At 65.3% G+C, this 14538-nt stretch carries 15 protein-coding genes; 9 read left to right on the top strand and 6 right to left on the bottom strand.

From position 1 onward, the window contains the following. Positions 1–497: 497 nt before the first annotated feature. The 7 genes from urtA (at position 498) to K2O50_RS03175 (ending at position 7232) form a co-directional block, all read left to right on the top strand. On the top strand, positions 498–1763 hold the full coding sequence (gene urtA, locus K2O50_RS03205) for an urea ABC transporter substrate-binding protein (RefSeq protein ID WP_050707104.1): 1266 nt from the start codon (positions 498–500) through the stop codon (positions 1761–1763). Positions 1764–1875: 112 nt separating this feature from the next. Next, complete coding sequence (urtB, locus tag K2O50_RS03200; protein ID WP_050707105.1) at positions 1876–3363, top strand: urea ABC transporter permease subunit UrtB; 1488 nt, start codon at positions 1876–1878, stop codon at positions 3361–3363. After that, positions 3363–4442, top strand: a complete 1080-nt coding sequence (gene urtC, locus K2O50_RS03195) for an urea ABC transporter permease subunit UrtC (protein WP_050707106.1) — start codon at positions 3363–3365, stop codon at positions 4440–4442. Before urtB ends, urtC begins: the two co-directional genes overlap by 1 nt. Further along, positions 4439–5296 (top strand): urea ABC transporter ATP-binding protein UrtD, encoded by an 858-nt coding sequence (urtD, locus tag K2O50_RS03190; RefSeq protein WP_050707107.1) that lies wholly within the window; start codon positions 4439–4441, stop codon positions 5294–5296. The genes urtC and urtD overlap by 4 nt, the downstream gene beginning before the upstream one ends. Before the next feature lie 142 nt (positions 5297–5438). Next, entirely contained in the window at positions 5439–6137 is a 699-nt protein-coding gene (urtE, locus tag K2O50_RS03185; protein WP_050707108.1) for an urea ABC transporter ATP-binding subunit UrtE, read from the top strand. Between the two features lie 31 nt (positions 6138–6168). Then, on the top strand, positions 6169–6693 hold the full coding sequence (locus tag K2O50_RS03180) for a GNAT family N-acetyltransferase (protein ID WP_050707109.1): 525 nt from the start codon (positions 6169–6171) through the stop codon (positions 6691–6693). 5 nt (positions 6694–6698) lie between these two features. Beyond that, a complete protein-coding gene (locus tag K2O50_RS03175; protein ID WP_050707110.1) occupies positions 6699–7232 on the top strand; it encodes a GNAT family N-acetyltransferase in 534 nt (177 codons plus the stop codon). Between the two features lie 110 nt (positions 7233–7342). Here the strand turns inward: K2O50_RS03175 and K2O50_RS03170 are convergent, their stop codons facing one another. Beyond that, complete coding sequence (locus K2O50_RS03170) at positions 7343–7648, bottom strand: chaperone modulator CbpM (protein WP_011535907.1); 306 nt, start codon at positions 7646–7648, stop codon at positions 7343–7345. A gap of 2 nt (positions 7649–7650) precedes the next feature. Then, positions 7651–8610: a curved DNA-binding protein gene (gene cbpA, locus K2O50_RS03165; protein ID WP_050707111.1), complete on the bottom strand. Its 960-nt coding sequence runs from the start codon at positions 8608–8610 to the stop codon at positions 7651–7653. A 163-nt stretch (positions 8611–8773) separates the two neighbouring features. Here cbpA and K2O50_RS03160 point away from each other — a divergent pair, with 163 nt between their 5' ends. Further along, a complete protein-coding gene (locus K2O50_RS03160) occupies positions 8774–10045 on the top strand; it encodes an Hsp70 family protein (RefSeq protein ID WP_050707112.1) in 1272 nt (423 codons plus the stop codon). Positions 10046–10178: 133 nt separating this feature from the next. Here K2O50_RS03160 and K2O50_RS03155 read toward each other — a convergent pair whose 3' ends face one another. The 3 genes from K2O50_RS03155 to K2O50_RS03145 all read right to left on the bottom strand — a co-directional run bounded on the left by K2O50_RS03155 (position 10179) and on the right by K2O50_RS03145 (position 12394). Then, a complete protein-coding gene (locus K2O50_RS03155) occupies positions 10179–11186 on the bottom strand; it encodes an AI-2E family transporter (RefSeq protein ID WP_050707113.1) in 1008 nt (335 codons plus the stop codon). A 70-nt stretch (positions 11187–11256) separates the two neighbouring features. Next, positions 11257–11541 (bottom strand): PsiF family protein, encoded by a 285-nt coding sequence (locus K2O50_RS03150; protein WP_050707114.1) that lies wholly within the window; start codon positions 11539–11541, stop codon positions 11257–11259. Positions 11542–11605: 64 nt separating this feature from the next. After that, positions 11606–12394: a helix-turn-helix transcriptional regulator gene (locus K2O50_RS03145; protein WP_050707115.1), complete on the bottom strand. Its 789-nt coding sequence runs from the start codon at positions 12392–12394 to the stop codon at positions 11606–11608. A gap of 188 nt (positions 12395–12582) precedes the next feature. On the opposite strand from K2O50_RS03145, the gene K2O50_RS03140 reads away from it, so the two are divergent. Beyond that, positions 12583–13455 (top strand): DMT family transporter, encoded by an 873-nt coding sequence (locus K2O50_RS03140; RefSeq protein ID WP_050707116.1) that lies wholly within the window; start codon positions 12583–12585, stop codon positions 13453–13455. A 116-nt stretch (positions 13456–13571) separates the two neighbouring features. On the opposite strand, the gene K2O50_RS03135 is transcribed toward K2O50_RS03140, so the two are convergent. Beyond that, positions 13572–14462, bottom strand: a complete 891-nt coding sequence (locus K2O50_RS03135) for a triacylglycerol lipase (protein WP_050707117.1) — start codon at positions 14460–14462, stop codon at positions 13572–13574. Positions 14463–14538 lie beyond the last annotated feature (76 nt).

The raw sequence follows: 14538 nt of genomic DNA, 5'->3' as shown, positions 1-14538 counted from the left end.
TGGCGATCTCGACAAATACGAACGGTGGATCTGGAACGATCTTCTTGAGCATGGTGCATCTCCTTGCAGCTCTCTCTTTTGGAAGCTCCGCGCCCATACGCCAAGATGGGTGGACGAAGCCGTGCGGGTTGGCGTGCCGGCAGAGAGAACCGGTGAGCCCGAAGGCTCCCACACACGGCTCCGCCCATAACGGGTGCAGCCATGCAGAACACCGCCGCAAGGTGCGCCAGTGCTCGATCTCTCTGAATACGGGACGCCAATCCCGAACCGCAGAAACTACTGCGGTGCGGCACGGTACTCAAGTACCGCTTATGTGTCAAAAGTGTTCATCGCCCCCGGCCCCAATCCTGTGCAGGCCCAACCTGCAAGCACCATCCTGGCCCCACCCCGCGCCCCGATTCGTCGCACAACCGCTCTACCAAGCACATTCCATCGCTCGGCACAGCCTTTGCAATCTCCGACCTGGCCAACACCCACCATCACATCGGAGTGAGCACATGAAGCGACGCAGTCTGATCAAGGCCTTTACCCTCAGCGCATCGATCGCCGCGATGGGCCTGAGCTGGAGCATCCAGGCCGCCGAGACCATCAAGGTCGGCATCCTGCATTCGCTGTCGGGGACCATGGCGATTTCCGAGACCTCGCTCAAGGACATGGCACTGATGACCATCGACGAGATCAATGCCAAGGGCGGGGTCAACGGCAAGCAGCTCGAGGCGGTGGTGGTGGACCCGGCGTCCAACTGGCCGCTGTTCGCCGAGAAGAGCCGCCAGCTGCTGACCCAGGACAAGGTGGCGGTGGTGTTCGGCTGCTGGACCTCGGTGTCACGCAAGTCGGTGCTGCCGGTGTTCGAGGAGCTCAACGGGCTACTGTTCTACCCGGTGCAATACGAGGGTGAGGAGATGTCGCCGAACGTGTTCTACACCGGTGCTGCGCCCAACCAGCAGGCGATCCCGGCGGTGGAATACCTGATGAGCGAGGACGGTGGCGGCGCCAAGCGCTTCTTCCTGCTGGGTACCGACTACGTCTACCCGCGCACCACCAACAAGATCCTGCGCGCCTTCCTGCACAGCAAGGGTGTGGCCGACAAAGACATCGAAGAGGTGTACACGCCGTTCGGCCACGCCGATTACCAGACCATCGTCGCCAACATCAAGAAGTTCTCCGCCGGCGGCAAGACGGCGGTCATCTCGACGGTCAATGGCGACTCCAACGTGCCGTTCTACAAGGAGCTGGCCAACCAGGGGCTGAAGGCCACCGACGTGCCGGTGGTGGCGTTCTCGGTGGGTGAAGAGGAGCTGCGCGGCATCGATACCAAACCGCTGGTGGGGCACCTGGCGGCGTGGAACTACTTCGAGTCGGTGGATAACCCGGTGAACCAGAAGTTCGTCGCCGACTGGAAGGCCTATGCCAAGGCCAAGAACCTGCCGGGGGCCGACAAGGCGGTGACCAACGACCCGATGGAGGCTACCTACGTGGGCATTCACATGTGGGCGCAGGCGGCGCAGAAGGCCGGCAGCACCGAGGTGGACAAGGTGCGCGAGGCGCTGGCCGGGCAAAGCTTCAAGGCGCCGTCGGGCTTCACCCTGTCCATGGACAAGAGCAACCACCACCTGCACAAGCCGGTGATGATCGGCGAGATCCAGGATGACGGGCAGTTCAGCGTGGTGTGGCAGACCGAGGAGCCGCTGCGGGCGCAGCCTTGGAGCCCGTTCATTCCGGGGAATGACAAGCGGCCGGACTATGCAGTGAAGGGCAACTGACGCCATCGCGGGGCAAGCCCGCTCCCACGCCTGCCCCCTCCCCCATGTGGGTACGGCGTGGGAGCGGGCTTGCCCCGCGATGAATCCACCGCCGATTTCCAGGACTGCCCGCATGCTCAGACTCCTGCTCACGCTACTGCTGCTACTGCCCCTGGCCACCCAAGCCAGCGAGGGCGAATTCTTCCTCAGCGCCAAACCCGCCGAACAGGCCAACCTGCTCGAAACCTGGGCCGCGCAACCGGACCCGGCCCGCCTGCCGCTGCTGGAAAACCTGCGCCAAGGCCGCATCGCCGAAACCGACACGCGCAAACTGCGCCTGAACAACCGCCTGCGCGGCCTGATCGACAACGCCCTGGCCAGCCATCAGCTGTTCAGCGACCAAGCCAACGTGCGCCTGGCCGCCGCCCAGCAACTGCAAAAAACCGCACAACCGGCGCAGATGGCCTTCCTCGACCGCCGCTTCGCCAGCGAACCCGACGCCGCCGTGCACGCCGCACTCGGCCTGGCCCTGGCCAACCTGCAACTGGGCGCCAGCGAGCCCGCGGTACGCCTGGCCGCGGTGCGCCTGCTCGGCGAAACCGGCGACCCGCTGGCCCGCACCCGCCTCGAAGCGCTACTACAACCCGACGCCGAAACCGACGCCGCCGTGCGCACCGCCGCTGAAACCAGCCTAGCCCAAGTGCAGCGCAAATTGCTGGTCGGCGAACTGCTCGGCCAAGCCTTCAGCGGCCTGTCGCTGGGTTCGATCCTGCTGCTGGCGGCGCTGGGCCTGGCAATCACCTTCGGCCTGCTCGGGGTGATCAACATGGCCCACGGCGAAATGCTGATGCTCGGCGCCTACAGCACCTACATGGTCCAGGTGCTGCTGCAGCGTTATGCCCCCGGCGCCATCGAGTTCTACCCGCTGATCGCCCTGCCGGTGGCCTTCGCCGTCAGCGCCGGGGTCGGCATGGCCCTGGAGCGCACGGTGATCCGCCACTTGTACGGCCGCCCACTGGAAACCCTGCTGGCCACCTGGGGCATCAGCCTGATCCTGATCCAGGCCGTGCGCCTGATCTTCGGCGCGCAGAACGTCGAGGTGAGCAACCCAGCCTGGCTGTCCGGCGGCATCCAGGTGCTGCCCAACCTGGTGCTGCCGTACAACCGCCTGGTGATCATCGGCTTCGCCCTTGCCGTGGTGCTGCTCACCTGGCTGCTGCTCAACCGCACGCGGCTGGGCCTGAACGTGCGCGCCGTCACCCAGAACCGCAACATGGCGGCCTGCTGCGGGGTGTCCACCGGGCGCGTCGACATGCTCGCCTTCGGACTCGGCTCAGGCATTGCCGGGCTCGGCGGCGTGGCCCTGAGCCAGGTCGGCAACGTGGGGCCGGACCTGGGCCAGAGCTACATCATCGACTCGTTCCTGGTGGTGGTGCTCGGCGGCGTCGGGCAACTGGCCGGCAGCCTCTGGGCCGCCTTCGGCCTTGGCATCGCCAACAAACTGCTGGAGCCGCAGATCGGTGCGGTGCTGGGCAAGATCCTCATCCTTGCGCTGATCATTCTGTTCATCCAGAAGCGCCCGCAAGGCCTGTTCGCCCTCAAGGGACGGGTAATCGACTGATGAACCAGCCATTGATTGTCACTGCCACGCGCAAGGTCGGCACACGGCTGTCGCTGGCCGTCGGCGCCGTTGTCGTCCTGGTGCTGCTGGCCCTGCCGCTGCTGTCGCTGCTTCCCGACGGGCATGCCTTGCAGGTCTCGGCCTATACCCTGACCCTGGTCGGCAAGATCCTCTGCTACGCCATCGTCGCCCTGGCCCTGGACCTGGTCTGGGGCTATGCCGGGCTGCTGTCGCTGGGCCACGGCCTGTTCTTCGCCCTGGGCGGCTACGCCATGGGCATGTACCTGATGCGCCAGGCAGCCGGCGATGGCTTGCCGGGGTTCATGACCTTCCTGTCGTGGAGCGAGCTGCCCTGGTACTGGGCAGGCACCCAGCATTTCGCCTGGGCGCTGTGCCTGGTGGTGCTTGCACCGGGGCTGCTGGCGCTGGTGTTCGGCTTCTTCGCCTTCCGCTCGCGGATCAAGGGCGTGTACTTCTCGATCATGACCCAGGCCCTGACCTTCGCCGGGATGCTGCTGTTCTTCCGCAACGAAACGGGCTTTGGCGGCAACAACGGCTTCACCAATTTCCGCACCATCCTCGGTTTCGACATCACCGCCCAGGGCACCCGGGCCGTGCTGTTCCTGCTGACGGTTGGCCTGCTGCTGGGCAGCCTGTTCCTGTGCTGGCGCCTGACCCAGAGCAAGTTCGGGCGCCTGCTCACCGCCGTGCGCGATGCGGAGAACAGGCTGATGTTCTGCGGCTACGACCCGCGCGGCTTCAAGCTGCTGGTATGGGTGCTCAGCGCCGTGCTGTGCGGCCTGGCCGGGGCGCTTTACGTGCCGCAGGTGGGCATCATCAACCCCAGCGAGATGTCGCCGACCAACTCCATCGAGGCCGCCGTGTGGGTGGCACTCGGCGGGCGCGGCACGCTGGTCGGGCCGTTGCTTGGCGCAGGCCTGGTCAATGGCATGAAGAGCTGGTTCACCGTGGCGTTCCCCGAGTTCTGGCTGTTCTTCCTCGGCGCGCTGTTCATCCTCGTCACCCTGTACCTGCCCAAGGGCGTGGTCGGCCTTGTAAAGAAAAGGAGCCAGCCATGAGAAGCGTGCCCCCGGTGCATCCGGAATTCATGCTGGAACCGATCTTCGACCAGCTCGGCAGCGGACGCGAGGTCATCGGCCTGGGCCGGCGCCGCGAGGCCGGGCTCGACACCCGACATGGCACGGTGCTGAGCCTGGAGGGCATCAGCGTCAGCTTCGACGGCTTCAAGGCGCTCAACGATCTGAACCTGTACATCGGCGTCGGTGAGTTGCGCTGCATCATCGGCCCCAACGGCGCCGGCAAGACCACGATGATGGACGTAATCACCGGCAAGACTCGGCCCGATACGGGTACCGCGTTTTTCGGCGACACCCTCGACCTGACCCGCATGAGCGAGTGCCAGATCGCCCAGGCCGGCATCGGCCGCAAGCTCCAGAAGCCCACGGTGTTCGAGGCGCTGACGGTGTTCGAGAACCTGGAGCTGGCGCTCAAGGCCGACAAGTCGGTGTGGGCAAGCCTGGTGGCACGGTTGTCCGGCGAGCAGCGCCAGCGCATCGAGGAGGTGCTGACCACCCTGCGCCTGCTGCCCCTGGCCCAGCGCCAGGCGGGGTTGCTGTCCCATGGGCAGAAGCAGTTCCTGGAGATCGGCATGCTGCTGGTGCAGGAGCCAAGGTTGTTGCTGCTCGACGAGCCGGTGGCGGGGATGACCGATGCCGAGACCGAGTTCACCGCCGAGCTGTTCCGCTCATTGGCGGGCAGGCATTCGCTGATGGTGGTGGAGCATGACATGGGCTTCGTCGGCAGTATTGCCGACCATGTGACGGTGCTGCACCAGGGTAGCGTGCTGGCGGAAGGGTCGCTGGCGCAGGTGCAGGAGGATGAGCGGGTGGTCGAGGTGTATCTCGGTAGATAGGCCTGTGAGGGTGGCGTGGGAGCGGCGGTGCGCCGATGCGACTTGCCCCGCGATTGCGTCCGCCCGGCCAACATCATTCCCAGGCCTGACGCTATCGCGGGGCAAGCCCGCTCCCACGAATTGAACGACTTAAGGGCAGAACATGCTGAAAATCGACACCCTGCACCAATACTACGGCGGCAGCCACATCCTGCGCGGCCTGTCCTTCGAGGCCAAGGTCGGCGAGGTCACCTGCCTGCTGGGCCGCAACGGCGTGGGCAAGACCACCCTGCTGCGCTGCCTGATGGGCCTGCTGCCGGCCCGCGAGGGCCGCGTGGAATGGGAAGGCAAGCCGATCACCACGCTCAAGCCCCAGCAAAGGGTCCACGCCGGCATCGCCTACGTGCCCCAGGGCCGCGAGATCTTCCCGCGCCTGACCGTCGAGGAAAACCTGCTGATGGGCCTGTCGCGCTTCCCCGCCCGCGAGGCACGGGAAGTGCCGGCCTTCATCTACGAGCTGTTCCCGGTGCTGGAGCAGATGAAACAACGCCGTGGCGGCGACCTCTCGGGCGGCCAGCAGCAACAGCTGGCCATCGGCCGTGCCCTGGCCAGCCGCCCGCGCCTGCTGATCCTCGACGAGCCCACCGAAGGCATCCAGCCCTCGGTGATCAAGGAGATCGGCGCGGTGATCCGCAAGCTCGCCGACCGGGGCGACATGGCCATCCTGCTGGTGGAGCAGTTCTACGATTTCGCCGAGGAACTAGCCGACCAGTACCTGGTCATGGCCCGCGGCGAGATCGTCCAGCGCGGTCGAGGCGAAAACATGCAGGCCGAAGGTGTGCGCGGCCTGGTTACCATTTAATCTGCAACCACTTCCCCTGCGAGACGCTGTCATGAGTTACCAGATCCGCGACGCCCTGATCGACGACGTGCCGGGCATCCTCGACATCTACAACGACGCCGTGGCCAACACCACGGCGATCTGGAACGAAACCCCCGTGGACCTGGGCAACCGCCTGGCCTGGTTCGAGGCCCGTGCGCAGCAGGGCTACCCGATCCTGGTCGCGGTGGACGACAGCGGCGTGCTGGGCTATGCCTCATTTGGCGACTGGCGGCCGTTCGAGGGTTTCCGGCATACCGTCGAACATTCGGTGTACGTACGTAGCGACCAGCGCGGCAAGGGCCTGGGCCCCGTTCTGATGGAAGTGCTGATCGAACGGGCGCGCCTTTGCGACAAGCATGTGATGGTCGCCGCCATCGAGAGCGGCAACGCCGCGTCGATCCGCCTGCACGAACGCCTGGGCTTCAGCATCACCGGGCAGATGCCGCAGGTGGGGGTGAAGTTCGGGCGCTGGCTGGACCTGACCTTCATGCAGCTGTACCTGGATGACAACACCCTTCCCCCTTCAAGGACCTGAAGCCCATGAACACCGCCCAGCTGCACCGCGTCACCCACGAAGGCCTGGCGTACTACCGCCACGGGCTGGTGGCCCTGTTGCTCGATGCGGTACGCCAGGGCGCGTCGGTGGGGTTTATGGCCGATATCGACGAGCAGCAGGCCAAGGCCTACTTCGATGAGGTGAAGGCAAAGCTGGCCGGTGGCGAGCAGCTGCTCTGGGTCATTGCCCAGGGGCAGGAGGTGCTGGGTAGTGTGCAGCTGGGGTTGTGCCTGAAGCCCAATGGCCTGAACCGGGCCGAGGTGCAGAAACTGCTGGTGCACAGCAATGCGCGGCGGCGTGGGCTGGGGCAGCAGTTGATGCGGGCCCTGGAGGCCGAGACGCGGCGGATCGGGCGGGGGATGCTGTTTCTCGATACCGAGGCGGGGTCTGGGGCCGAGGCGTTCTATCGGGCGCAGGGGTACAGCAAGGCGGGGGAGATTCCGGATTATGCCTGCGGACCGGAAGGGGTTTATCGGCCGACAGCGCTGTACTTTAAAGTGATTGCGAAAGCTTCGTGAAGCTAGGGGCGCTTTGCGCCCCTTTCGCGGCACAAGGCCGCTCCTACAAGGGAACGCGGTCGCCTGTAGGAGCGGCCTTGTGCCGCGAAAGGGCTGCGCAGCAGCCCCAGCTACATCTGGGTAAACCTGCCCAACCGCTGCTTCAACATGCTGTTCTCGCTACGCAGCTGCTGCACCTCTTCCAGCAACTCCAACGCCAGCGCCACCCCTTCCCACTCCAGCTCCAGCTCCTGATGCAGCTTCACCGCGCGCTTCAAGGTCACCGGCGCGCGGTCATCGAACACCCACTCTTCAGGCGTTCGCCCCGACGGTTCGACAATGCCGTGCTCGACGATCTCGATCACCCAGTCGGCCGATACATCGGCCTCCTGGCACAGGGTACGCATGTCCAGTTGAACGATCAGGGTGCTGCTCATGATCACTTACTCCATTGAGTCCTCGGGTTGAACGCGGCTTTCTCGGAGAGCTGGGTCCACAATGCGCGAGTTGCGTCGTCGGATTGGGCAGGCATCACTACCTTGAGCTGGGCGTACAGGTCGCCGCGCTCGCCCTGCTTGTTCAGCAGGCCCATGCCCTTGACCCGCAGGCGCTGGCCGCTCTGGCTGTCGGGGCGGATCGTCAGGTTGATCTTGCCAGTCAGGGTCGGCACGGCCACCTTGGCGCCGAGCGCCGCTTCCCACGGTGCCAGGGGCACGGTGATGATCAGGTCATGGCCTTCGACATCGAACAGCGGGTGCGGTGCCATGCGGATGGTCAGGAACAGGTCGCCATTGGCGCCACCGCCCACGCCCGGCGCGCCCTGGCCCTTGAGGCGGATGCGCTCGCCGTCGGTCACCCCGGCGGGGATCTTCACGTTCAGCGTTTTCGTGGTGAAGCCGGTGCGCTGCCCGGCGCCGTTGGTCTGCGGCACCTGGAAGCTGATCTGCTTGGATTCCTTGTTCAGGGTCTCTTCGAGGAATACCGCCAGTTCAAGCTCCACGTCCTGCCCCCGCCTGCCGGCACTGCGTTGTTGCCGGCCACCGCCGCCACCGAAGGGGTTGCCACCCCGGGCGCCGAAGATCGAGCTGAAGAAGTCAGAGAAGTCGCCACCCTCGAAGCCGCCGCCAGCGCCGCCGCGCGACTCCCAGCCAGGCGGTGCCTGGAACGGCCGGCCATGCTGGCCGCCATACTTGCGGATCTCGTCGTACTCGGCGCGCTTGTCCTTGTCGCCCAGCACTTCGTAGGCCTCGTTGGCCTCCTTGAATTTGTCCTCGGCGTCACGCTCCTTGCTGACGTCGGGGTGATACTTGCGCGCGAGCTTGCGGTACGCGGCCTTGATCGCCTTCTCGTCCGCGCTCGCCTCGACGCCGAGTATCTTGTAATAGTCTTTGAAGTCCATCTATGGATCACCGATGTGAATGTACGTATTGCCACTGAAGATTGGGGTCAAGCATAGCCTTTCAAGGTTCATCCGGGGTTGCGCTATCGCAGACGACCGGTCTTGATTTAGCCGCAGACTGGCATAAACTGCGCGGCCGTTTTGCCTCCGGAAGCTCTCCCCCATGTCTGACGTATCCCCGGCCCGCGCCCTTGGCATCGACTTCGGCACCTCCAACTCCACGGTCGGCTGGCACCGTCCGGGCGTCGAATCGCTGATCGCCCTGGAAGACGGCAAGATCACCCTGCCGTCGGTGGTCTTCTTCAACATCGAGGAGCGTCGTCCCGTCTACGGTCGCCTGGCCCTGCACGAGTACCTGGAGGGCTACGAAGGCCGCCTGATGCGCTCGCTCAAGAGCCTGCTGGGCTCCAAGCTGATCAAGCACGACACCAGCGTGCTGGGCAGCGCCCTGCCGTTCAAGGACCTGCTGGGCATGTACATCGGCGAGCTGAAAAAGCGCGCCGAAGCCGATGCCGGCCGCGAATTCGAACAGGTGGTGCTGGGCCGCCCGGTGTTCTTCGTCGACGAAGACCCCGCCGCCGACCAGGAGGCCGAGGACACCCTGGCGGAGGTTGCGCGCAAGATCGGCTTCAAGGATGTGTCGTTCCAGTACGAGCCCATCGCCGCGGCATTCGACTACGAGTCGGGCATCAGCCGTGAAGAACTGGTACTGATTGTCGATATCGGCGGTGGTACCTCGGACTTTACCCTGATCCGCCTGTCGCCGGAGCGTCACCAGGTGGCCGAGCGTCAGGACGACATCCTCGCCACCGGCGGCGTGCACATCGGCGGGACCGACTTCGACAAGCAACTGAGCCTGCAGGGCGTGATGCCGCTGTTCGGCTACGGCAGCCGGATGAAGAGCGGCGCGCTGATGCCCACCAGCTACCACCTCAACCTGGCCACCTGGCACACCATCAACGCCCTGTATTCGCAAAAGTCGCAGCTGGCCCTGGGCAGCATGCGCTACGACATCGAGGACACGCTGGGTATCGACCGCCTGTTCAACCTGATCGAGCAGCGCGCCGGGCACTGGCTGGCGATGGAAGTGGAAGCGAGCAAGATCGAGCTGACCGACCGCGACAGCCGCCGCATCGACTTCGGCCGCATCGAGCCGGAACTGTCGGCGGAGCTGACCCGGGCGCTGTTCGAAGACGCCATCGATGGTTTGCTGGAGCGAGTGCGCGGCAGCGTGACCGAGCTGCTGGCCAAGGCCGGCGTGAGCGAGGGCCAGGTGGACACGGTGTTCTTCACCGGTGGTTCCAGCGGGATTCCGGCGCTGCGCAACAGCGTGGCGGCGATGCTGCCCAATGCGCGGCATGTGGAAGGCAATATCTTCGGCAGCATCGGCAGCGGGCTGGCGATCGAGGCGCGCAAGCGTTACGGGTCAATCTGATCCATCTCCATCGCCTGTACCGACCTCTTCGCGGGTAAACCCGCTCCCACAGGTTCACCGCAGCCTTCAAGGCATCGGTAACCCTGTGGGAGCGGGTTTACCCGCGAAGAGGCCGACACATGCGAAACAGGTGTCAGACCAACTCCGCCCGCTTCAACTCACTCTTCAGGTAGGCGTAATAAATCGGCCCCGCCACCACCCCCGGCAGCCCGAACGCCGCCTCGAACACCAGCATCGCCAGCAACAGCTCCCAGGCCTTGGCACTGATCTGCCCGCCGACGATCCGCGCGTTGAGGAAGTACTCGACCTTGTGGATCACGATCAGGTACCCCAACGCCGCCATCGCCACCCAGATCGACAGCGACAACCCGACGATGGTGATCAAGGTGTTGGACATCAGGTTGCCGATTACCGGCAGCAGCCCGAGCAGGAAGGTGAGCACGATCAGCGTCTTGGTCAACGGCAGGTGCACGCCGAACAGCGGCAGCACCACGGCCAGGAAGATGCCGGTGAAGACGGTGTTGAGCAGCGAGATCTTGATCTGCGCGAAGACGATGTTGCGAAACGCCTTCACCAGCAGGCTCAGGCGTTCGAACAACGCCGCGGCCAGGGGCTTGCGCCGGGAGATGTCGGGGATGCGCTGCAGGGCGACGATGGCGCCGAGGATCATGCCGATCAGCAGGGTGACGAACATGTGCGCCATGCCCTTGCCCACCAGTTGCAGGTCGCTCAGGTGGCTCTTGATCCAGTCGCCGATGGCCACCTTGAACTCGGCGGCGCTGGCCGGCAGGTAGGCTTCGATGAACGGCGGCAGCTGGCCTCGCGCGCGCTCGACCAGGCCCATGAACTTGTCCAGCGAGGCACCGGGGTTCTCGGCCTCGTGCAGCAGGAAACTGAAGGCGCCGGCGATCAGCAACGTCAGCGTGCTCACCACCAGGGTGCCGAGCAGCGCCACCGCCAGCCAGCGCGCGCGCTGCCCGGCGATCAGCGGTTGCAGGCGCGGGGTGAGCATGTTGACCAGCTCGTAGACCAGCAGGCCGGCCAGCAGGCTCGGCAGCAGCTTCAGCGGCAGCGCCAGCAACAGGCCCGCCATGACGATGATCCAGCTGGCCAGGGTGACCTGGCGGGGAGTGAAAGTCATACAGCCTCAACGGCAGACAGCGGAAAGTCCCGCAGTCTGCCAGCCTTCACGGCAGAGGCATAGGCGCAGGTCATTTCTTCTTCAGGCAGTCACTCATGAAGGTCTTGCGCTCATCGCCCTTGAGCGCCTTGGTGGTGGCGTCGGCGTTGCAGGTCTTCATCTTCTCCTGCTGGGTCTGCGGCACATCCTTTTTCAGGCAGGTGCTCATGAACGCCTTGCGCTCATCGCCCTTGAGCGCCTTGGTGGTGGCGTCGGCGTTGCAGGTCTTCATCTTTTCCTGTTGCGCGGTGGCGGCGAATCCCTGGCCCGCGATCAACAGGCCCAACACCAGCAGGGGTACGTGCAGCAGCTTCATGGAGTAGTCTCCTTGCCTGCGCGCCGGATGCGCGCTCGTCGCAGCTGAGTGTAGACAAGAATTCTTACATCTCTGTCCGCGCCCGCCGCCGGTACTGCTCCGGGGTGCAATTGGCCTGGCGCTGGAACATGGCGATGAAGGCCGAAGCGCTGCTGTAGCCGAGGTCGAAGGCGATGGCCTGGATCGGCGTACCCGCCTCGAGTGCCTCGATGGCCCGCAGAAAGCGCAGGCGCAAGCGCCATTCGCCGAAGCTCATGCCCAGCTCGCGCAGGAACTGCCGGGCCAGGGTACGCTCGCTGACATGCACCTGCCCGGCCCAATGGCCGAGCGGACGGTTGTCGCCAGGCTCGGCGTGCAACGCCTCGAGCACCTGGCGCAGGCTGTCGCTGCGGGCCAACGGCAGGTAGCAGGTCTGCGTAGGTGCCAGGTGCAGTTGGTCGATCAGTACCTGAACCAGGCGCTGGTCGCGCTCGTCCTGGGCGATGTGCAGGTCGCGGCGGGCGAAGTCGCCGAGGATCGCCTTGAGGATGTCGCTGATCACCAGGCTGCAGGGCTGGTCCGGCAGCTCGGCGCACAGGCTGCGCTCCAGGTAGACCGAGCGGTAGATGATGGCCTGGGGGTTGTAGCAGCCGTGCTCGGTGTCCGGCGGCACCCAGACGGCGTAATGCGGGGGCGAGATGAAGCGCTGGCCCTCGACATCCAGGTGCATCAGGCCATGGGAGGCGTAGTTGAGCTGGCCCCAGGGGTGACGGTGCGGCGGGCTGTGGGTGTCGGCGCCGAATTCGTCGTAGCGGAAGTAGACCGATGCGGGGAGCCGGTCGAATTGCGGAATGTCGAGGTACTTGCGGGTCATGCTGTCTGCTTCGCGGGGCGAGTTGTCTGGATGGAAGTATAGGCATTTAGACAGACAAGCGATAATGGCCGCCACGTGGGAGCGGGCTTGCCCCGCGATTGCACCCGCCCGGCCAACATCATTTCCTGGCCTGGCGCAATCGCGGGGCAAGCCCGCTCCCACGGGTCAACCGCAACTCGAGAATCATCATGAACTACCTCTTCCCCCTCATCGCCATCCTCATCTGGGCCGGCAACACCGTGGTCACCAAGATGTCCGCCGGGGCCATCTTCCCCGCCGAGATCGGCTTCTACCGCTGGCTGCTGGCCGGCCTGCTGTTCACCCCTTTCCTGCTGCCGCAGGTCTGGCGCAACCGCGCAGCCATCAGCCCGCACCTGGGCAAGATCTTCGTGCTGGGCGTGCTGGGCATGGCCATCTACCAGAGCCTGGCCTACTTCGCCGCAGCCATCACCAGCGCCACCAACATGGGCATCATCCTCTCGCTGATGCCGCTGATGTCGCTGGCCCTGTCCATCGCCTGGCTCGGCCAGCGCCTGACCTATGGCGCGCTGCTGGGCGCACTGGTGTCGTTCTTCGGCGTGCTGGAGGTGGTCTCGGCCGGGCACCCCGGCGTGCTGTTGCACCAGGGGCTGAACGCCGGCGACCTGATGATGCTGGTGGCCACCTTCGCCTATGCGCTGTACAGCTTCCTGCTGAAGAAATGGCAGCTACGCCTGCCGCCGCTGCAGTTGCTGTACCTGCAGGTGCTGGTGGCGATCCTGGTGTTGCTGCCGCTGTTCCTGCTGTCACCCAAGACCGGATTGAACGGGCACAACATCGGCCTGGTGCTGTACGCGGGCTTGCTGGCCTCGATGGTCGCGCCGCGGGTGTGGATGCAGGCCGTGCACCGCCTGGGGCCAAGCCGTACCACGCTGTTCTTCAACCTGTTGCCGGTGGTCACGGCGGTGATCGCTGCGGTGGTGCTGGATGAGCAGTTGGCCAGTTATCACCTGGTTGGCGGCCTGTTGACGTTGGTCGGTGTGCTGCTGGCTGAGCGTTGGACCACGCCTGTGCGACGTTGACAGATGGGAGCGCTTTGCGCTCCTTTCGCGGCACAAGGCCGCTCCTACAGGCGGACGCAATCCCCGGTAGGAGCGGCCTTGCGCCGCGAAAGGAGCGCAAAGCAGCCCCAGGTTCATCACACCCCTGCCGCCTTGAGCCGGGCAGCATGTTCGGTGAACAACCTCACCGGCTCGGCACCCTTGCCCACCGCGCCCAGCGACTGGTTGACGATATCCAGGTGATCAAGCGGATAGTCATCGCCGATCACCTGCCCCAGGTGCGAACTGAAGCGCCCGACCATGCCGTCGCATTGCCCCTTCTCCCGGACGAAACTGCGGGCGAACAACCGGCAAAATCGGTTGCTGCCGTCAAAACGGTTCAAGCCTTGGTCGGTACGCCCAGGCTGCAGGGTGCCGGACCATGAGTAATAGCGCACCCCGTTCACTTCCGGCGGCCCCTCGCCACCCCAGACCTCAGGCAGCCCCTGTGGATAAGCCTGGTTGAACAGTGCCACCCCGGCACTGGTCAGCGACTGGTGCGAGGCGTGCACGTCGATCGGCAGCGGATCGCGGCGCCAGCCGGTCTCCAGCCAACCCAGCACCACAGCGAAGCCATGCAGCACGGCCTTGAGGATGCGCCCCCGGACAGAGTCACCAGGCGCCGTGCGTTCGAGGTGGTCGGCCAGCTCCGAGCCATGGTTGGGGCCGGCCACCGACGTCACCGAAGCCACCCGATCAGGCCGCTTCGCCGCCGCATAGCGGGCACTGAGGGCGCCCTGGCTATGGCCGATCAGGTTGACCTTGTCGGCCCCTGTGCGCTGGCAGATGTCCTCGATGATGCCCAGCAACTGCTCGCCCCGCACTTCGCTGGAATGCAGCGGCGACACCTGCACCGGGAACACCTGCGCGCCGCCCCGGCGCAATGCCGGCACGATGCCGAACCAGTAGGGATACACCAGCGCCCGCACGAAGCCGAGCATGCCCGGCACCAGCACCAGTGGATAACGCGTGGCCAGCTCCTGACTCATCACCCTTGCCCTCATCCGTGAACAGACCGGCCCACCCTACAGCGCGATCGGCGACAAGCGCAATCGAACTCCCGGC

Source organism: Pseudomonas sp. 2hn (assembly GCF_019646095.1).
GTDB classification, from domain to species: Bacteria; Pseudomonadota; Gammaproteobacteria; order Pseudomonadales; family Pseudomonadaceae; genus Aquipseudomonas; species Aquipseudomonas peradeniyensis.
This window is presented reverse-complemented; position numbering and strand designations above follow the sequence as displayed.